Source organism: Arthrobacter sp. ISL-5 (assembly GCF_018613835.1).
Taxonomy (GTDB): Bacteria; Actinomycetota; Actinomycetes; order Actinomycetales; family Micrococcaceae; genus Arthrobacter.
Window position 1 is genome coordinate 1 of sequence record NZ_JAGGPM010000002.1, and the last position, 18,844, is coordinate 18,844.

The window sequence follows — 18,844 nt, forward strand, 5'->3', positions numbered from 1 at the left end:
AGGATGTTGATGAACTTCCCGACCGGCCCTTCCACCGTCCTGACGCCGAACAGTGAGGTGAAGGCGACGGAGATCAGTTGCCGGCGGCCGAGGCGGTAGGTGCCGTAGGCCATGGCGATGCCGACCACGGCGTACATGGCCCAGGGGTGCAGGGTCCAGTGGAAGATCGAGGTGGCCATGGCGGTTTGGATGGCTGCGGGGGTGCGGCCGTCCACGGTGCCGGGCGGGGGAGAGATGTAGTGGTAGAGCGGTTCGGCCACACCGTAGAACATGAGGCCGATGCCCATGCCGGCGGCGAACATCATCGCGACCCAGGAGACGGTCCGGAATTCGGGTTTTTCGCCGTCCTTGCCCAGCGGGATGTTGCCGAACTTGCCCAGGGCCAGCCAGAGGACGAAGATCACAAAGAGCGAGGCGGTGACCATGAAGAGCCAGCCGGTGTATTCCATGACCCAGTTCAGGACGCTTGTGGAGGTGACGGAGAGGCTGTCCCGGCCAACAAAGCCCCAGGCAACAAAGGCGACGGCGATGGCGCCCGTGATTCCGAAGGTGACCTTGTCGAGGATGAGCTTGTGGTTCCGGCCTTCCGCAGCGGCTTGCTCCGTCTTGGCATGGCGCAGCTCTTCCAGAATCTGCTCGTACTCTTCGGCGTCCGGCAAGCTCGCTACGCCTGCGTCCTCCGGGTCGAGGACTGCGGGGGTGGTGCTTTCTTCCTTGGAGATAATGATCACTGCTGTGGTGTTCTCCGTACTTTCGGGTTCTTCGCTAGGGGGAGTCCCTGCCACGCCAGTCTCGGCAGGTAGGTCTTCAGGGGTTGAGGGCTTTAGGTCACTACTGATGGCCATGAGCGGGTCCTTTGCTCGGCGAGTCATGGGCTTGCGGTTAAACATGGCCGTCGAGGGTTAGACCGGGCGGAAGGTTGGGGGCTTCGTCCGATTCGATGACCATGATGTAGCCGTCGACGATCTGCACTTCGTGAGCGCGTACCGGCAGTTTGGCCGGAGGCGCATCGAGGGCTCCGGTACGGAGGTTGAACCTGGATGCGTGAAGGGGGCACTCAACCCAACAGTCCTCCACATAGCCGTCGGCCAGGGAGGCATCCTGATGGGTGCATGTGTCGTCAATGGCGAAAAGTTCGCCTTCTTCCGTATGAAAGACGGCGATGGGTGGGGCAGTGTCGAGCCGCAGCGCCTCCCCGGGTGCAAGTTCACTGAGCGGGCAGGCCTTGTGCATGAAGCACCTCTTTTCATTCAGATGAGATTTGCGAATCGGAAGAAGTGTCGCTGTCATTCTGTTCCGCAGGGATCAACACATTTCGCGGTAAGCAACAGCGTGCGCCAGGTCATACTCGATGTCAAGGCATTTCGGCCGTTACGCGTTCCTTTTTTCGCGCACCCCGGACTGTTGACACTGAGCGTGTCATGCGTCACGCTGTTGCATATCGTGATTGATGTTGCGCATCAAGCAATTCAGAGATGGGTAGATTATGGAGACGCTTGCGATCGTTGGAGCCTCGCTGGCCGGGCTCTCCGCAGCCAGGGCAGCCCGCGCCCAAGGCTTCGCCGGAAGGCTCGTCATCATAGGCGATGAGCACCACCGTCCCTATGACCGGCCGCCGCTATCCAAGGACTTCCTTCTCGGCAGCATCACGGCCGAGGACCTGTTCTTAGAGACGGATGACGACGGGCTGCAGGCAGAGTGGATGCTCGGAGGCGGCGCCGTTGGCCTGGATGCTGCTTCGCGCACCATCCATCTGCAAGACGGACAATCTGTCAGTGCCGACGGCATCGTCATTGCTACCGGCGCGCGTGCAAGGCAGCTACCCGCGCTGGCTGGACTGGGGAATGTCTTTTACCTTCGGACGATCGCCGATGCTCAAGGCCTGGCCCCCAGGCTGGTAGCCGGTGCCCGCATGACCGTCATCGGTGCCGGCTTCATCGGTGCCGAAGTTGCCTCCGCCGCTGCCTCTCGCGGGATGCAGGTAACCATGATCAACAATGCGCCGGTTCCCTTTGCCGCGCAGCTTGGACAGGACATGGGAGCCGTTGTCGCCAAGTTGCACGCAGCCAACGGCGTGGATCTGATTTCCGGTGCGGTCATCGAAGAGTTCTACGGTGCAGATGGTGCCGTCACCGGACTCAAGCTGACGGATGGCCGCCAGCTTTCGACAGACGTCGTCGTAGTAGGTATCGGCGCCGAGCCGAACACCGAATGGCTGGAGGAATCTGGCATCCAATTGGGCTCGGGCGTGGTGTGCGATGCCATGGGCCGTACAAACATCCCCGGAATTGTCGCCGTCGGTGACTGCGCGGCCTGGTTCGACGAGTCCCGGGGTTGTCACCGGAGGGTCGAGCATTGGACAGGGGCGCTTGAGCGGGCGGCTCTCGCAGTTCAGGTTCTATTGGACAGCGGTTCCGCAGGGCAACCGTTGAAGCCACACTATTTCTGGTCAGACCAGCACGGCGTCAAGATCCAGTTCGCCGGACACTCCGACGGTCATGACCGCGTGGAAATAGAGGCAGGTGATCCCGAGGAACACAATTTCCTTGCCGTCTACTACCTCGGCGACGACGCCGTGGCCGTTCTCGGAATGAACCAGCCACGGCTGTTCACCAAGTGGCGGCGCAACCTGGTGAGCCAGGCGCGCAAGCCAGAGGACCAGTCCGGATTGGTGGCTGCTTCAGCGCCTTGAGTAGTACTCCGCCGTCAATGTCGGCAAGAAGTTCATGTTCACAAGTTCCAAGCACTAACTAGTGCTGTTCCAAGGAGGACAAATTGTCTGTTGAGGTAAGTACCCCGAGTCTGATTCCTACCCTTCCGGGGTCGACTTATGTGGATGAGGCCGTGTTCCGGGCTGAGCAGGAGCGGATTTTTGAGCAGATGTGGTTCTGCGCTATCCGGTCGGCGGATCTGGATAAGGCCGGTGCCTGGCAGACGGTGCAGATCGGGCGGGAGAGCGTGTTGATCAGCCGCACCCGCAAGGGCCAGATCCGGGGTTTCTATAACATCTGCCGGCACCGCGGGGTGAAGCTGTGCATGGAGGAAAAGGGCGAAGCGGCCCGTTCGTTCCAGTGTCCGTATCACGCCTGGACCTATGACTTCGAGGGCAAGCTCATCGCGGCGCCGAACCTGACCAAGATGCCGGACATCGACCGGGACGAGTACGGCCTGGTGAAGGTCCATATCCGGGAGTACCTGGGCTATGTCTGGGTGTGCCTGGCCGATGAGCCGCCGTCGTTCGAAGAGGACGTCATGGGCGCCATCGAGGAGCGGCTCGGTGATGTGCATGCCATCGACGGTTATGACGTGGCGAACCTGAGCCTGGGCCGGCGGATCCGGTATGACGTGAAGGCGAACTGGAAGCTCATCATTGAGAACTTCATGGAGTGCTACCACTGCGCCACGATCCATCCGGAACTGACCGAGGTCCTGCCGGAGTTCGCCGACGGCCTGGCTGCGCAGTACTTCGTGGGCCACGGCGCGGAGTTCGGCGAGGACGTCAAGGGCTTCACGGTGGACGGCTCCGAGGGCCTGGACCACATCCCCGGTGTGAGCGAGGAACAGGACCGCCGCTACTACGCCATCACGATCAAGCCCACGGTGTTCGTGAACCTGGTCCCGGACCACGTGATCATCCACCGGATGTTCCCGATGGCCGCGGATCACACCATCGTGGAATGCGACTGGCTGTACCTGCCCAGCGTGGTGGAGAGCGGCAAGGACGTCAGCGCCTCGGTGGAGCTGTTCCACCGCGTGAACCAGCAGGACTTCGACGCCTGCGAGCGGTGCCAGCCGGCCATGGGCTCGAAGATCTACGCCAAGGGCGGCGTGCTGGTGCCCAGCGAGCACCACATCGGCGCCTTCCACGACTGGGTCCAGGAAATGATCGGCGACGTCAAGCCCGCTGGCTGAGCCGGATCCGACGTATCGAAACATGGTTGAGCCCGCCGACCCCGGCGGGCTCAACCCGTTTAACGCTGCCTGTAGCCCATCTTTGCGCTGATCTTCAGCCCCGCCTCCCGAAGGCCCTGGATGAGGCCGGGTGTATTTTCCGGGTCGAAACGGAAGGACGGCCCGGAAATGCTGACCGCCGCGATGACCGTTCCGATGTGGTTGTACACCGGCACGGCCATGGATTTCAGTCCGATCTCAAACTCCTCCCGGACCACCGCGTAGCCGTCGCGCGCGACCTCGAGAAGCTGGGTTTCGAGCTTGCTCCTGCTGGTAATGGTCCGGGAAGTACGGGCCGGAAGCCCGGTCTCCTGCAGCACGCGGTTCCGTTCCTCCGCGGTCAGCGCCGCCAGCAGGACTTTGCCGCTGGAGGTGGCGTGGAGGGGCGTGAGACTGCCCACCCAGTCATACGTGGCAAGGGTTGACGGCCCCATGGCCTGGTCCACGTTGACGGCGTAGTTGGAGCGCAGGACGGCAAGGTTCACCGTCTCCTTGAAGTCCTCGGCCAGGCTTTCCAGTACGGGCCGGGCCTCGCGGACCAGGCTGAGCCGCCCGGGGATGGAGCTTGCCAGCCTGAGGATGCCGAACCCCAGTTGGTATTTCCCGCGCTCGGTGTTCTGCTGGACCATTTCCCTGCTCAGCAGGGAACCCAGCAGTCGGGAGACGGTGGACTTGTGGATACCCATTTCCTCAGCGATATCGCTGACGCCCGCATGGCCGTCCCGCGCTAGGATTTCCAGGACCGCAAGGGCCCGCTCAACAGACTGGACACCGCCCTGCTGACCTGACTCCGCATCGACGTCGGATTCGGGGTCAATGTTTGAAGCCATGATTCGTACTCTCCAGAAGCATTGGGTTAAGTGGTTTGACGCAGATCGAGCCGCATCAGAACGCGGGGGAAGCCGTTGATCACAGAGTCCGTGTCGGCTGTCATCGTGAAGCCGGCCCGTTCAAAGAGCGTCCGTGTTCCGACGTACGCCATGGTGAGGTCCACCTTCCTGCGCCGGTTATCGACCGGGTAGCCCTCGATGGCTGGCGCCCCGTAGCTGCGGGCGAAGTCGACGGCACCCTGCAGCAGGTGGTGGGAGATTCCCTCACCGCGGTGTCCCGGCCGCACCCTAATGCACCACACCGACCACACATCGAGGTCGCCCACGTGCGGAATCTTGCGGTTGCGGGCAAAGCTGGTGTCGGCGCGCGGATGGACGGCCGCCCAGCCCACCACCTCGTCGCCGTCGTATGCGAGCACGCCGGGCGGCGGATCCTGTCCCACCAGCTGCTTCACCCGTTCCCCGCGCTCGGGGCCGCGCAACTGCAGGTGCTCCTTAGAGGGGATGCGGTAGCTCAGGCACCAGCACACGTTCGCGTCGGGCCGCTTGGGCCCCACCATGACCTTCACGTCCTCGAACCGGGTTGCCGGACGGATCTCGATCGCCATGCGTGTCCTTTCGCTCGCGCTCCTTGCCTACCGCAGGCCCTTGCTGTTGGCCATCGCGATGGCTTCCGTACGGGAAGACGCACCCACCTTGCGGAAGATGTTCCGCAGGTGGAACTTCACCGTGTTCTCGCTGATGTGCAGTTTCGCGGCGATTCCCCGGTTCCGCTGCCCGGCAGCCAGGAGCTGGAGCACCTCAAGCTCACGGTCGCCAAGATTCCACTCCGCGACGTCGGCCATCTGGCGCGCCGGCGGATCGAGGGGAATGGCGACGGCGACGTCCGCGCCCCAGCCCGGCATCACATCGACCGACATGCGTCCGTTCAGGGCTTCGACCCGGTCGCCCAGGCGGGCCATGTTCGGGGCCTCTCCGGACAGCTCGCCCGGACCGTCGTCGCGCACGTTTACCAACAGGTTCTCGCCGTCGCAATCCCACTGCGTCCGGATCCGGCGGACCCCGCCCTGGTCCACCATCGCGAGGACGAGGCCTCGGACGATCGCCCGGGCTGCGTGGGCCACCTCGCCAGGCAGGGCACGGCCATTGACGGGAGGTTCGATGAACTGGACATCAATGCCGCTGAAATGCATCAGCGGTTTTAGATCCTCGCGCAGACGCTGGAACGCCGACGACACGGGTTCTTCCACCAGTTCGGTGGTGCGGTCGCTGAGCGTCCGGAGTCCCACCAGGGCCTTGGCAGCGGTTTCTGTGGCCGCCTTGCGCGCAGCCTCGTCGGCGAGGGCCGGAGAACGCAGCGCGGCGATCAGGGTTTCGAGGGTGGTGGAGTGCCTGTCCACGAGTTCGGCTGTCACCCTCACGCGTTCGGCCGAGGCTGCGCGGGACTCAATAAGGTACGACGGCGGCGCATCCGCCACCTTTTCCCGGATCCGCTCGGCGGCCAGCGCCCAGAGGTAGCGGAGCAGCCGCTCGGCAGGGAGCCGGTCAGCGGGATCCGGCAGGGGCTGCGGGTCGGCGAGGACCAGCAGCGCGTTGCTCGGTGAGGAGAGGGCCAGGACCGGGCGCTTGGCTCCCCCGAGCACGGCTTCACCCTGCCAGGGGGAGCCGGTCCTGCCGCCATCGGAGCCAGACACCGACGCCCGGATGTGGTCAAGTTCGGCAATGGACACGCGGCTGATGATGGCTTCGTCGCCGGCCTTTTTCTGCGGCCGGCCGGTGCAGTCCTCCGTGAAGATGACCAGGGCGCTGCTGCGCACATAGGGGAGCGTGGCGTCGCGCAGCCGTGCGGCGATGGTCGCCAGCGGCGCGCTGGACAGCGCGGCGATTGCACCAAGCAGTGGCTCCGCGTGGCGGACGAGCGTGCTCAGGTCCAGCAGCCCGGCTTCCATGAGCGGGGGAGCGGTTTCGGGAGCTTCGATAGGAGTTACCACCTGCCCAGTTTACGGGCTCCCGCCGATTTGCCTATCCCTTTGGGTGGTTAAGACCGTCCGATCATGCCGTTGGCCCCACTCAACAGGCGGGCGAGGATGGAGAGGTACCAACTTTCGTGAAGGAGATACTGCCAATGAGCGTCGTCTCAGAAACTGATCCGGCCGCCCCGGCCGATGTGTCCCGGGCTTTTGACCGCAACCGGCTCCTTGTCCAGGACGAAATCAGCGAAGTGTTCCAGCGCGTCGATTCGGCACAGGTCGCGGCCCTGGTCACAGAGCTGAGGCTGGCCGACAGAATCTTCGTGACCGGGGCTGGGCGCAGCGGCCTCGTCCTGAAAATGGCGGCCATGAGGCTCATGCACCTGGGGCTGACGGTCCACGTCGCCGGCGAAACCACGGCGCCCGCCATCCGCTCCGGCGACCTGCTTCTCGCGGCGTCGGGCTCGGGCACCACCGCCGGCGTCGTCAAGGCGGCGGAAACGGCCGCCGCACAGGGCGCCCGGATCGCCGTCTACACCACGAACTCCGGTTCCCCGCTCGCGAAGGCAGCCTCCGCCGTCGTACTTATCCCTGCCGCGCAAAAGACGGACCACGGCTCCGCCGTGTCCCGGCAGTACTCGGGGAGCCTGTTCGAGCAGGTGCTGTTTGCCACCACCGAAGCGGTGTTCCAAAGCCTGTGGGACGAGGACGCCGCATCCCCCGAGGAACTCTGGCAGCGCCACGCGAACCTCGAATGAGCGGCCACGCCCGCTGACCGAAAACCACCCCTTTAAACCCCGCCTCAACCAGAAAGAGAACAACACATGAAACTGCAAGTCGCCATGGATGTCCTGACCGTCGAAGCCGCCCTCGAGCTCGCAGGACAGGTCGCCGAATACGTCGATATCATCGAGCTCGGCACCCCGCTGGTGAAGAACGCCGGGCTGTCCGCTGTGACCGCCGTGAAGGCGGCGCACCCGGACAAGATCGTCTTCGCCGACCTGAAGACCATGGACGCCGGCGAACTCGAAGCCGACATCGCCTTCACCGCCGGTGCTGACCTCGTCACCGTGCTGGGCGGTGCCGACGACTCCACCATCGCCGGTGCAGTGAAGGCAGCCAAGGCCCACAACAAGGGCGTCGTCGTTGACCTGATCGGGGTTGAGGACAAGGTGACCCGGGCCAAGGAAGTCCGCGCGCTGGGTGCGAAGTTCGTGGAGATGCACGCTGGCCTTGATGAGCAGGCCAAGCCGGGCTACGACCTGCACGTGCTGCTCAGCGCCGGCGAGGAAGCCCGGGTGCCGTTCTCCGTGGCCGGTGGCGTGAACATCTCCACCATCAACGCCGTGCAGCGTGCCGGTGCGGATGTCGCCGTCGTCGGCGGCTCCATCTACAGCGCCGCCGATCCCGCACTCGCCGCCAAGGAGCTGCGCGCCGCGATCATCTAGCAGGCGCCGGCATCTAGCAGGCGCTCCGGCGCCTGACGGGTTCCGGGAAACCCCGACGGCGGTCCGCACCTCTCGGTGCGGGCCGCCATTCTGGTGCGGGGCGCCGTTTCGGTGAGCGCCGCCGTCGTACGCTTGGGGCCGTTCCTTCCTGGACGACGTCGTGCCACACTTGATGCACTATCGAATGGCTGGGGGATCCAAGTCAGGAGATTGTAATGAAGAGTCTGATCCATACCCGCACTTCGGGCCATCGGCTGGCGGTGAGCAACGCATGATGGCGGGTTGGGCCTACCTCATGGCGGCCATCATGACAGTCGACTCGCTCTTGCTGGGATTGTTGCTGCTGAACGTGAATTGGCCGAAACGCCGGAAATGACCGTGCACCTGACTCTCACAGGTTCCTGACAGTTTCCGAACAGCGGTGCCATATCCCGTTGCCTCATCTTTGTGTGAGAGGGCTGAACCAGAGGCCCTTAGCCACAAGCCGTTTCGTACGGCGGATCGAGGAGACAGAGCATGTCACGAACGAAGAGAATCACGCTCGGCGTTGCGGCCGGAGCCTTGGCACTGGGCGCCGGACTGGGAGTCACCGGCATGGCCTCCGCAGCCACCACGCCAACCCCGAGCGCGAGTGCGTCCGCGGACAGCACCGCGTCCGCGGACGGCATGCGGGGCGGCCACAAGGGGGACCGCGGCCAGATCGCCGCGGACCTCGCCTCAAAGCTCGGCGTCGAGGAGGCCAAGGTGACCGAGGCGCTCCAGGCGTTCCGGGAGGCCAACAAGCCCACCACTCCGCCGGCCGAGGGCACCAAGCCGGACCGCACGGCCCAGGACGCGGCGATGGCCAAGTCCTTGGCGACCGCACTCGGTGTCGACGAATCCGAGGTCACCGCGGCGCTGACGGAAATCCGCGCCGCCGCCCAGGCGGAGCGCGCGGCCGCCCTGAAGACCAGGCTGGATACGGCAGTCACCGACGGCACCCTGACGCAGGCTGAGGCCGATGCCGTCACGAAGGCCGTGGAAAAGGGAGTGATCGGCGGAGGCGGCCACTAGGCACCGACCCGGCCGGCGCGTGCCGGCCGCATAAAGGAATCCCCCGGGGAATGTCCCGGGGGATTCCACTTTCAAGTCCGTTCTAGCCTTGCTCCAGTTCCACGGTCCAGCTGCCGCCGCTACTTACCGAGGAGCACTTGAACTGCTGAGGCGCGGCGTTGCCGGCAGTCTCGTCAGTGTAGGAGCCTGCGGTTTCGAAGCTGCCGGCTGTCGCCTTGGCGGTGGACTTGGTGCCCGGCTCGATCACTGCGGTGGGGTGCTTTTCGATGAGCCGCATCTCGCAGACGGTGTTTGCTTCGTCGAGCAGCTCGGCTTCCTGTGGGCTCACTGCTTTCGGGCTGGCCGGGGATGACTGAACTGCCGCGGATGTCTGAACTGCCGGGGAAGCCGGTTCGTCGGAGTTCGCCGGAGAGGTGGAAAATGGGTCAGACGGCTGGGAGGCCGTTGCACTTGCCGTCGGGGCGGTTTCCTGGCCTGGCCTGGTGGCCAGCGACGAAACGGCAACGGCAATACCGGCCAGGATCACCAGTACCGCGGCAACGACAATAAGCAGGAGCCTGCGGCGGGACTTGGCCTGAGCGCCGGGTTCATCGGACGGGCTGGGTTCAACGGACACGGCGGCCTCTTTCGAAACGCTGGGCAGGCCTCGAGGGACGGGTGCCTGGCTGGCTGTCACCCTCATTGGCGACGAACGTTTCTGGCAGAATAGCCGCCGCCGTGGCCGTTAACAAGGTTGCTAACAAGGTTGCGCGGAATTAGCGTTGCGCGCGGCCGTGCCTAAAGGACCTTGCGGATGGTCTCTTCGAAGCTCGTGACGTGATGCAAAGCGAGTTCACCGGCCTTGTCGGCGTCCCCGTCGGCCACCGCCCTGAGGAGCTCCACGTGTTCGGTGATGTGGCCGCTCACGGATGGGACCTTGTCCAGGACCAGGCACCAGATACGCGTTGCCAGGTTGTCGTAGCGGATCAGGGCGTCTTCCAGATGCGGGTTCGCTGCCGCCTTGTAGATGAGGCGGTGCACCGTGAGGTCGTACTTCATGAGCTCGCGGGATTCTGCGGGGCCGGGAGCCAGCTCCGCGATGGTCTTGGCAACGCTCAGCAGTTCGCGGCGCATGGCGACGCTGGCCCTCATCGCGGCACGGCGCGCAGCCAGAGGTTCCAGGAGCTCCCGGATTTCCGAGACGTCGGCCAGCTCGGTCAGGTCAACGTTGGTGGCAAAGGTTCCCCGCCGCGGATAGGACACCACCAGGTGGTCCACCTCCAGCCGCTTTATCGCCTCCCGCACGGGCGTGCGACCGAAGCCGAGCTCGGCGGCCAGCTGCCCGTCGTTGATAGGTTCGCCCGGCCGGATTTCGAGCATGATCAGCTTGTCGCGCAACTGCCGGTAAGCCGCCTCCGCCTGGGACAGTGCTTCGTCCTCGGCGGGAGGCAAGACGGGAAGTGCGTTCACAGCGCGGCTCCGTTCTTCGGTACTGGGGTCCTCTTAGGTACTGGTTCCGAGCTTCAAACGGAAGCCCGGTTCCAATTTACGTCCTGCTATTGACTCTGTTGTGATTCCGATCATACCATTGTCATCACACTGATATATCAGTTACAGGCAAAATGGTATTTCAAAGGAGCATCCGTGGTTGAGCAGTTGAATGAGCGACTTTCCGTAGTCGATCCAGAGGTCGAGCAGGCCGTTGCCCGCGAGCTGGTCCGCCAGCAGTCCACCCTCGAAATGATCGCTTCGGAGAATTTTGCTCCCGCGGCCGTCATGGAGGCGCAGGGTTCGGTCCTGACCAACAAGTACGCCGAGGGCTACCCGGGCAAGCGCTACTACGGCGGCTGCGAACACGTTGACGTGATCGAGCAGCTCGCCATCGACCGGGTGAAGGCCCTGTTCGGCGCGGAATTCGCCAACGTCCAGCCGCACTCCGGCGCGCAGGCCAACGCCGCCGCCATGTTCGCACTGCTGAACCCGGGCGACACCATCATGGGCCTGAACCTGGCACACGGCGGCCACCTCACCCACGGCATGCGCATCAACTTCTCCGGCAAGCTCTACAACGTGGTCCCGTACCACGTCCGCGAATCCGACCTCCGCGTGGACATGGCTGAAGTCGAGGCCCTGGCACTTGAGCACAAGCCAAAACTGATCGTGGCCGGCTGGTCCGCCTACTCCCGCCAGCTCGACTTCGCCGAGTTTCGCCGGATCGCGGACCTCGTGGGCGCCTACCTCATGGTGGACATGGCGCACTTCGCCGGCCTGGTCGCGGCTGGGCTGCACCCCAACCCGGTGCCGTACGCCGACGTCGTCACCACCACGACCCACAAGACCCTGGGCGGACCGCGCGGCGGAGTCATCCTCGCCAAGGAGCAGTACGCCAAGAAGATCAACAGCGCCGTTTTCCCGGGCCAGCAGGGCGGCCCGCTGGAGCACGTCATCGCCGCCAAGGCCGTGGCCTTCAAGCTGGCAGCCGGCCCGGAATTCAAGGAACGCCAGGAACGCGTCCTCGAGGGAGCCAAGCTCCTCGCCCAACGGTTCCTGCAGGATGACGTGGCAGCGGCCGGCATCTCCGTGGTCAACGGCGGCACCGACGTCCACCTGGTCCTCGTGGACCTGCGGAACTCGGAACTCGACGGCCAGCAGGCCGAAGACGTGCTGCACCGGATCGGCATCACCGTCAACCGCAACGCCGTCCCGTTCGACCCCCGCCCGCCGATGGTCTCCTCCGGACTCCGCGTCGGAACACCGGCACTCGCCACCCGCGGCTTCGGTGCCGCCGACTTCACCGAAGTGGCGGACATTATTGCGACGGCGCTCATCTCCGCCGCCGGCGGTGGCACGGACGGCGTCGGAACCCTGGCGGAGGACACCGCCGTCGAACTCGGCGCCCGGGTCACGGCGCTGGCCGACCGGTTCCCCCTCTACCCGCACCTGAACAGCGGCACCAAGATTGCCGACTTCGAAGCAGACTTGATTGGAGCAGCCCAGTGAGCACCCACCAGCTCCCGGAACACCCGGAATTCCTCTGGCACAACCCGGAGCCCAAGTCCTCCTATGACGCCGTGATCGTGGGCGGCGGCGGGCACGGTCTGGCCACCGCCTACTTCCTGGCCAAGAACCACGGCATGACCAACATCGCCGTCCTGGAAAAGGGCTGGCTGGCCGGCGGCAACATGGCGCGGAACACCACCATCATCCGTTCCAACTACCTCTGGGACGAGAGCGCAGCCATCTACGAGCACGCCCTGAAGCTCTGGGAAATCCTGCCGGAGGAGCTCGAATACGACTTCCTGTTCAGCCAGCGCGGCGTCATGAACCTCGCCCACACCCTGGGTGATGTCCGCGAAAGCATCCGGCGCGTGGGGGCAAACAAGCTCAACGGCGTGGACGCGGAGTGGCTGGAACCGGACCAGGTCAAGGAACTCTGCCCCATCCTGAACATCAGCGACAACATCCGCTACCCCGTTATGGGTGCCACCTACCAGCCCCGTGCCGGCATCGCCAAGCACGATCACGTGGCGTGGGCCTTCGCCCGCAAGTGCGACGAACTGGGCGTGGACATCATCCAGAACTGCGAAGTCACCGGCTTCCTCAAGGACGGCAACCGCGTGGTGGGCGTCAAGACCAACCGCGGCACCATCAACACCGAAAAGGTGGGCCTGTGCGCCGCCGGGCACAGCTCGGTCCTGGCGGAAATGGCCGGCTTCCGGCTCCCCATCCAGTCCCACCCCCTGCAGGCGCTGGTCTCCGAACTGCACGAACCGGTCCACCCCACCGTGGTGATGTCCAACCACGTGCACGTCTACGTCTCCCAGGCCCACAAGGGCGAACTGGTGATGGGCGCCGGCGTCGACTCCTACAACGGCTACGGCCAGCGCGGATCCTTCCACGTGATCGAGCACCAGATGGCAGCCGCCGTCGAGCTGTTCCCCATCTTCGCCCGGGCACACGTGCTCCGGACCTGGGGCGGCATCGTGGACACCACGCTGGATGCCTCGCCCATCATGGGCACCACCCCCGTGGACAACATGTTCGTCAACTGCGGCTGGGGGACCGGCGGGTTCAAGGGGACCCCCGCTGCCGGACTCACGTTCGCGCACACCATCGCCACGGGCGCCCCGCACAAGCTCAACAAGCCTTTTGCGTTGGAGCGCTTCGAAACCGGGGCGCTGATCGACGAACACGGCGCAGCCGCCGTCGCCCACTAGCCGCCGTCCCATAGAAAGAAGACGCACATGCTGCTTATCTCATGCCCCAACTGCGGCTCGCGCGACGAGACCGAATTCCACTACGGCGGCCAGGCCCACGTACCGTACCCGGAAAACCCGAACGAGCTGAACGACCGCGAATGGGCCGAATACCTGTTCTACCGGGACAACACCAAGGGAACGTTCGCCGAACGCTGGCTCCACAGCACCGGCTGCCGCCAGTGGTTCAACATGCTCCGTGACACGGTCACGTACGACATTCAGGCCGTCTACCCGATGGGCGCGCCCCGGCCTTCGACGGCGGTCCCGGCAGCCCCCGAATCCGGCACTGCCAGCCTCGCCGCTGACAGCACCACCACCGGGACCACCGCGCCCAGCACCTCTGCAACCAGCACTGCCCCAGGCATCACTAAGTCCGGCACCACCGCCCCGGAAGGAGCAACCAAGTGACTTCCCAGAACGCCCGCCTCGCCGCCGGCGGACGCATCGACCGCAGCATCTCCTGGCGTTTCACCGTGGACGGCGAGGAATACACCGGCCACCCCGGCGACACGCTCGCCTCGGCCCTGCTCGCCAACGGCCGGATCGCCGTCGGCAATTCCCTCTACGAGGACCGGCCCCGCGGCATCCTGGCCGCCGGGGTGGAGGAACCGAACGCGCTGGTCCGGATCGAGCCGAGGTTCGCCGGCCACGTGGCAGAGTCCATGCTCCCGGCCACCACCGTCACCCTGGTGGACGGACTGAAGGCTGGCCTGCTGAACGGCCTGGGACGGCTGGACCCGGAGGATGACCGCGCTGAGTACGACAAGAAGTACGTCCACACGGACGTCCTGGTGGTCGGCGGCGGCCCCGCCGGCCTGGCAGCGGCACGCGAGGCCGTGCGCACCGGTGCCCGCGTGATCCTGATGGACGACCAGCCCGAGCTGGGCGGCACGCTCCTCTCCGGATCCACGGCGCCTGACCTGGCCGACACCATCGAGGGCATGCCGGCCCTGGAATGGGTGGCGGACGTCGAAGCCGAGCTCGTCTCCGCGGCCGATTGCACCGTCCTGAACCGCACCACGGCCTTCGGCGCCTACGACGCCAACTACGTCATCGCCGTCCAGAACCGCACCGACCACCTGTCCAGCCCGGCAGCTCCCGGGGTGTCCCGCCAGCGGATTTGGCACATCCGTGCCAATCAGGTGGTCCTGGCTCCCGGCGCCCATGAACGGCCTTTGGTCTTCGAGAACAACGACCGCCCCGGCATCATGCTCGCCTCGGCCGTCCGCAGCTACCTCAACCGCTACGCCGTCGCCGCCGGGCAGCGCGTTGTCATCGGCACCACCAACGACACCGCCTATGCCCTGGCCGCGGACCTGCGCGCCGCCGGCGTCAAGGTCGCGGCCGTCGTCGACGCCCGTCCCCGCCTCACCCCGGTGGCTGCCGCCGCCGTCGAGGCCGGCACCCGGGTGCTGATCGGCAGCGCCGTGGCCAACACCGCTTCCTCCGGGTCCGGCGACGGCCGGCTGAGCTCCGTGACCGTCCGCAGCATCAACGACGACGGCGAGCTCACCTCCGGCATCGAAGAGATCGCCTGCGACCTGCTGGCAGTCTCCGGCGGCTGGAGCCCGCTGGTGCACCTGCACTCGCAGCGGCAGGGAAAGCTGCGCTGGGACGAGGACCTGGCGGCGTTCGTGCCGAGCACCGTGGTCCCGAACCAGCAGACCATTGGCTCGGGTCGCGGCAGCTTCGAACTCGAGGACTGCCTCGCCGAAGGCATCTCGGCCGGAGCCTCGGCCGCGATCGCGGCCGGCTTCGAATCCGCCGTCGAGCCGTCCGTGATCGGCGAGCCGAAAGCGTCCGCCCCGACCCGCCAGCTGTGGCTGGTCCCGGGGCAGTCCGGCACGCCGGACGACTGGCACCACCACTTCGTCGACTTCCAGCGCGACCAGAGCGTGGCCGATGTCCTCCGCTCCACCGGGGCCGGCATGCGGTCCGTGGAGCACATCAAGCGCTACACCTCCATCAGCACCGCGAACGACCAGGGCAAGACCTCCGGCGTCAACGCGATCGGCGTCATCGCCGCCGCGCTCCGGCAGGCCGGCGAGGCGTCCCGGGGCATCGGCGACATTGGCACCACCACCTACCGCGCGCCGTTCACCCCGGTGGCCTTCGCGGCACTGGCCGGACGCCAGCGCGGCGAACTGTTCGACCCCGCCCGCGTCACGTCCATCCACCCGTGGCACGTTGCACAGGGCGCGCTGTTCGAGGACGTGGGGCAGTGGAAGCGGCCCTGGTACTACCCGCAGTCCGGCGAGGACATGGACACCGCCGTGCTGCGCGAGTGCGCCGCCGTCCGCGAGTCCGTGGGTTTCATGGACGCCACCACGCTCGGCAAGATTGAAATCCGGGGCAAGGACGCCGGTGAGTTCCTCAACCGGATCTACACCAACGCGTTCAAGAAGCTCGCTCCGGGTTCTGCCCGCTACGGTGTCATGTGCATGGCGGACGGCATGATTTTCGACGACGGCGTGACCCTTCGCCTCGACGAGGACCGGTTCTTCATGACCACCACCACCGGCGGCGCCGCGAAGGTGCTGGACTGGCTGGAGGAATGGCTGCAGACCGAATGGCCCGAACTGGACGTGCACTGCACCTCGGTGACCGAACAGTGGAGCACCATTGCCGTCGTCGGGCCCAAATCCCGCGCGGTGATCGCCAAGGTGGCACCCGAACTCGCCGCCAACGGCGGGCTCGACGCCGAGGCGTTTCCGTTCATGACCTTCCGCGAAACCACGCTCGCCTCCGGCGTGCAGGCGCGGATCTGCCGGATTTCGTTCTCCGGCGAACTGGCCTACGAGATCAACGTGCCGTCCTGGTACGGGTTGAACACCTGGGAAGCCGTGGCCGCAGCAGGCGCCGAGTTCGACATCACCCCGTACGGCACCGAAACCATGCACGTGCTCCGGGCCGAGAAGGGCTACCCGATTGTCGGGCAGGACACCGACGGCACCGTCACGCCGCAGGATGCCGGCATGGAATGGGTCGTCTCAAAGGCCAAGGACTTCATCGGCAAGCGCTCCTACGCCAGGGCAGACGCCCAGCGCGAGGACCGCAAGCACCTCGTCAGTGTCCTGCCCGTGGACGGTTCACTCCGGTTGCCGGAAGGAACCCAGCTGGTGGAGAAGGGTATCCCGGTGAACCCGGCCTACGGACCCGTGCCCATGCAGGGCTTCGTGACCTCGAGCTACCACAGCGCCGCGCTTGGAAGGTCGTTCGCACTGGCGCTGATCAAGAACGGCCGCAACCGCATCGGTGAGACCCTCGTGGCCGCAGCCGGCGACCAGTTGGTTGATGTCGTCGTCGCCGAAACCGTACTTTTTGACCCCGAAGGGACCCGCAAAGATGGCTAACACCGCAGCATTCGCAGGCATCAATGGACTCCGGGAAATCCGCCGCAGCCCGGCCTCCCATCTGGCCAAGGCGATGGAGACCGGCTCCGTTCCAGGGACGGTGGCCCTCAAGGAGGGCCCGTTCCAGACCATGGCCGGCGTCCGGGTGGATCCGAACTCCGAGGAAGGCGCCCGGATCGCGTCCGTGGCCGGCGGCCTGCCGGCACGCTGCGGCGAGGTCGGCGGCAAGGAGGGTGTGAGCGTTCTGTGGCTCGGCCCGTCCGAGTTCCTGGTCGTGGCTCCGGAAGAGGCGCACGACTCCCTGGGCGGAGACCTCATTGGCTCCCTCACAGCCGCCCTGGGCGACGCCCCGGGGCAGGTGGTGGACCTCTCCGCCAACCGCACCACGTTCGAGCTCAGCGGCCCCCGTGCCCGTGCCGTGCTGGAGAAGGGCTGCGCCCTGGACCTGCACCCGCGCAGCTTCACGCCCGGTACCGCCGTGTCGACCGAGGTGGGCAACATCCCCGTCGCCCTGCTGAAATCCGGGGAGGAAAGCTTCCGGCTCTTCCCCCGCGCTTCATTCGCGGATTACCTGGGCCGGTGGCTCCTGGACGCCATGAGGGAGTTCGCTTCACCCGAGGTGCCCTGATGGCGCTCAGCGCGCTGGACCTGTTCTCCGTTGGCATCGGGCCGTCGTCGTCACACACGGTCGGCCCGATGCGGGCAGCGAAGCTGTTCGCCGACAGCCTAAAAGGTGATGGTCACCTGGCTGCCACGGTCCGGGTCCAGGCCGAACTGTTCGGGTCGCTCGGTGCCACCGGCCGCGGCCACGGCTCCGACAAAGCCGTGGTCCTGGGCCTCCAGGGCCTGGAACCGGAAACCGTGGACACGTCCACCGCCGACGATCAGGTGGCTGCGGCCGCCCTCAACGCTGAACTCCGGATCGGCGGGCACCACCGGGTGGACTTCAACTGGGACGAGGATGTGGTGCTGCACCGCCGCAAATCTTTGCCGGCCCACCCCAACGGAATGACCTTCCGGGCACTGGATCACACCGGCGCCGTAGTCAGCGAACGAAGCTTCTACTCCATTGGCGGCGGCTTCGTTGTTGACGGCGACGCCGACGCCGGCGACCAGGTGGTGGCGGACGACACCCCGCTGCCGTACCCCTTCACCACGGCCGACCAACTCCTGGCGATCTGCCGGCGTGAAAGCATGTCGATTTCCGACGTGATGCTCGCCAACGAGCTGGTCTGGCGCAGCGAAGCAGAACTCCGCGAGAAACTGCTGGGGCTCTGGGCCGTCATGCGCGAATGCGTGGACAACGGCTGCGCCGCGGAAGGGATCCTGCCCGGCGGGCTGAAAGTCAGGCGCCGGGCGCCGTCGTTGTTCCGCACGCTGACCGCGGACACCGGCGTCACCGACCCGCTGCGGGCCATGGAGTGGGTGAACCTCTTCGCGCTGGCCGTCAACGAGGAAAACGCCGCCGGCGGTCGCATCGTCACCGCCCCCACCAACGGCGCAGCCGGCATCGTGCCGGCGGTGCTGCACTACTACGTCAAGTTTGTTCCGGGAGCGGACGACGACGGTGTGGTCCGCTTCCTGCTGGCCGCGGCCGCCGTCGGAATCCTTTTCAAGATCAACGCCTCCATCTCCGGCGCGGAAGTGGGCTGCCAGGGCGAGGTGGGCTCGGCCTGTTCCATGGCGGCCGCCGGGCTGTGCGAGGTGCTGGGCGGCATCCCCGAACAGGTGGAAAACGCCGCCGAGGTGGGGATCGAGCACAACCTCGGCCTGACCTGCGATCCAGTGGGCGGCCTAGTGCAGATCCCCTGCATCGAACGGAACGCGATCGCCAGCGTGAAGGCCATCAACGCCGCGCGGCTGGCGCTGCACGGCGACGGCAGCCACAAGGTGTCGCTGGACAAAGCTATCAAAACCATGCGTGAGACAGGAGCGGATATGAAAACCAAATACAAGGAGACGTCCCGAGGGGGCCTCGCCGTGAATGTGATCGAGTGCTGA

At 65.8% G+C, this 18,844-nt stretch carries 18 protein-coding genes; 11 read left to right on the plus strand and 7 right to left on the minus strand.

The features are described from left to right. Together J7I89_RS00805 and J7I89_RS00810 are read right to left on the minus strand one after the other, a co-directional pair. Window positions 1-845 (minus strand): BCCT family transporter (locus J7I89_RS00805; RefSeq protein WP_214966534.1); only part of this gene is annotated, 845 nt, incomplete at its 3' end. A gap of 37 nt (window positions 846-882) precedes the next feature. Continuing rightward, window positions 883-1,233 carry a bifunctional 3-phenylpropionate/cinnamic acid dioxygenase ferredoxin subunit gene (locus J7I89_RS00810; RefSeq protein ID WP_214966535.1) on the minus strand — a complete coding sequence of 117 codons (351 nt, stop codon included), beginning with the start codon at window positions 1,231-1,233 and terminating at the stop codon, window positions 883-885. Between the two features lie 253 nt (window positions 1,234-1,486). Here J7I89_RS00810 and J7I89_RS00815 point away from each other — a divergent pair, with 253 nt between their 5' ends. Both J7I89_RS00815 and J7I89_RS00820 read left to right on the plus strand, forming a co-directional pair. Continuing rightward, complete coding sequence (locus tag J7I89_RS00815) at window positions 1,487-2,692, plus strand: NAD(P)/FAD-dependent oxidoreductase (RefSeq protein ID WP_214966536.1); 1,206 nt, start codon at window positions 1,487-1,489, stop codon at window positions 2,690-2,692. A gap of 83 nt (window positions 2,693-2,775) precedes the next feature. Then, window positions 2,776-3,912, plus strand: a complete 1,137-nt coding sequence (locus tag J7I89_RS00820; protein WP_214966537.1) for an aromatic ring-hydroxylating dioxygenase subunit alpha — start codon at window positions 2,776-2,778, stop codon at window positions 3,910-3,912. 59 nt (window positions 3,913-3,971) lie between these two features. Here J7I89_RS00820 and J7I89_RS00825 read toward each other — a convergent pair whose 3' ends face one another. The 3 genes from J7I89_RS00825 to J7I89_RS00835 are packed head-to-tail and all read right to left on the minus strand — an operon-like array spanning window position 3,972 to window position 6,730. Beyond that, entirely contained in the window at window positions 3,972-4,781 is an 810-nt protein-coding gene (locus J7I89_RS00825; protein ID WP_214966538.1) for an IclR family transcriptional regulator, read from the minus strand. 26 nt (window positions 4,782-4,807) lie between these two features. After that, window positions 4,808-5,389 (minus strand): GNAT family N-acetyltransferase, encoded by a 582-nt coding sequence (locus tag J7I89_RS00830; RefSeq protein WP_214966539.1) that lies wholly within the window; start codon window positions 5,387-5,389, stop codon window positions 4,808-4,810. Between the two features lie 27 nt (window positions 5,390-5,416). Beyond that, window positions 5,417-6,730 (minus strand): response regulator transcription factor family protein, encoded by a 1,314-nt coding sequence (locus J7I89_RS00835; RefSeq protein ID WP_214966655.1) that lies wholly within the window; start codon window positions 6,728-6,730, stop codon window positions 5,417-5,419. Between the two features lie 176 nt (window positions 6,731-6,906). Here J7I89_RS00835 and hxlB point away from each other — a divergent pair, with 176 nt between their 5' ends. The 3 genes from hxlB to J7I89_RS00850 all read left to right on the plus strand — a co-directional run bounded on the left by hxlB (window position 6,907) and on the right by J7I89_RS00850 (window position 9,252). Next, window positions 6,907-7,509 carry a 6-phospho-3-hexuloisomerase gene (gene hxlB / locus J7I89_RS00840; RefSeq protein WP_214966540.1) on the plus strand — a complete coding sequence of 201 codons (603 nt, stop codon included), beginning with the start codon at window positions 6,907-6,909 and terminating at the stop codon, window positions 7,507-7,509. A 66-nt stretch (window positions 7,510-7,575) separates the two neighbouring features. Continuing rightward, window positions 7,576-8,199 (plus strand): 3-hexulose-6-phosphate synthase, encoded by a 624-nt coding sequence (gene hxlA / locus J7I89_RS00845; RefSeq protein ID WP_214966541.1) that lies wholly within the window; start codon window positions 7,576-7,578, stop codon window positions 8,197-8,199. Window positions 8,200-8,715: 516 nt separating this feature from the next. Beyond that, on the plus strand, window positions 8,716-9,252 hold the full coding sequence (locus tag J7I89_RS00850) for a hypothetical protein (RefSeq protein ID WP_214966542.1): 537 nt from the start codon (window positions 8,716-8,718) through the stop codon (window positions 9,250-9,252). 82 nt (window positions 9,253-9,334) lie between these two features. Here J7I89_RS00850 and J7I89_RS00855 read toward each other — a convergent pair whose 3' ends face one another. Together J7I89_RS00855 and J7I89_RS00860 are read right to left on the minus strand one after the other, a co-directional pair. Next, window positions 9,335-9,868 (minus strand): hypothetical protein, encoded by a 534-nt coding sequence (locus J7I89_RS00855; RefSeq protein ID WP_214966543.1) that lies wholly within the window; start codon window positions 9,866-9,868, stop codon window positions 9,335-9,337. 161 nt (window positions 9,869-10,029) lie between these two features. Continuing rightward, window positions 10,030-10,701, minus strand: coding sequence for a GntR family transcriptional regulator (locus tag J7I89_RS00860; protein WP_214966544.1), 672 nt, complete (start codon window positions 10,699-10,701; stop codon window positions 10,030-10,032). Window positions 10,702-10,875: 174 nt separating this feature from the next. Here J7I89_RS00860 and glyA point away from each other — a divergent pair, with 174 nt between their 5' ends. Genes glyA through J7I89_RS00890 form a run of 6 tightly spaced genes read left to right on the plus strand, consistent with a single transcriptional unit; the run spans window position 10,876 to window position 18,844 of the window. Then, window positions 10,876-12,231 (plus strand): serine hydroxymethyltransferase, encoded by a 1,356-nt coding sequence (glyA, locus tag J7I89_RS00865; protein ID WP_214966545.1) that lies wholly within the window; start codon window positions 10,876-10,878, stop codon window positions 12,229-12,231. Beyond that, the gene (locus J7I89_RS00870) at window positions 12,228-13,448 is read left to right on the plus strand and encodes a sarcosine oxidase subunit beta family protein (RefSeq protein ID WP_214966546.1); all 1,221 of its coding nucleotides are present in this window, start codon (window positions 12,228-12,230) and stop codon (window positions 13,446-13,448) included. Before glyA ends, J7I89_RS00870 begins: the two co-directional genes overlap by 4 nt. Before the next feature lie 27 nt (window positions 13,449-13,475). After that, window positions 13,476-13,898 carry a sarcosine oxidase subunit delta gene (locus tag J7I89_RS00875; protein WP_214966547.1) on the plus strand — a complete coding sequence of 141 codons (423 nt, stop codon included), beginning with the start codon at window positions 13,476-13,478 and terminating at the stop codon, window positions 13,896-13,898. Then, window positions 13,895-16,843 carry a sarcosine oxidase subunit alpha family protein gene (locus tag J7I89_RS00880; RefSeq protein ID WP_214966548.1) on the plus strand — a complete coding sequence of 983 codons (2,949 nt, stop codon included), beginning with the start codon at window positions 13,895-13,897 and terminating at the stop codon, window positions 16,841-16,843. The genes J7I89_RS00875 and J7I89_RS00880 overlap by 4 nt, the downstream gene beginning before the upstream one ends. Further along, window positions 16,836-17,471 (plus strand): sarcosine oxidase subunit gamma, encoded by a 636-nt coding sequence (locus J7I89_RS00885; protein ID WP_214966549.1) that lies wholly within the window; start codon window positions 16,836-16,838, stop codon window positions 17,469-17,471. The genes J7I89_RS00880 and J7I89_RS00885 overlap by 8 nt, the downstream gene beginning before the upstream one ends. Next, window positions 17,471-18,844: an L-serine ammonia-lyase gene (locus tag J7I89_RS00890; protein ID WP_214966550.1), complete on the plus strand. Its 1,374-nt coding sequence runs from the start codon at window positions 17,471-17,473 to the stop codon at window positions 18,842-18,844. The genes J7I89_RS00885 and J7I89_RS00890 overlap by 1 nt, the downstream gene beginning before the upstream one ends.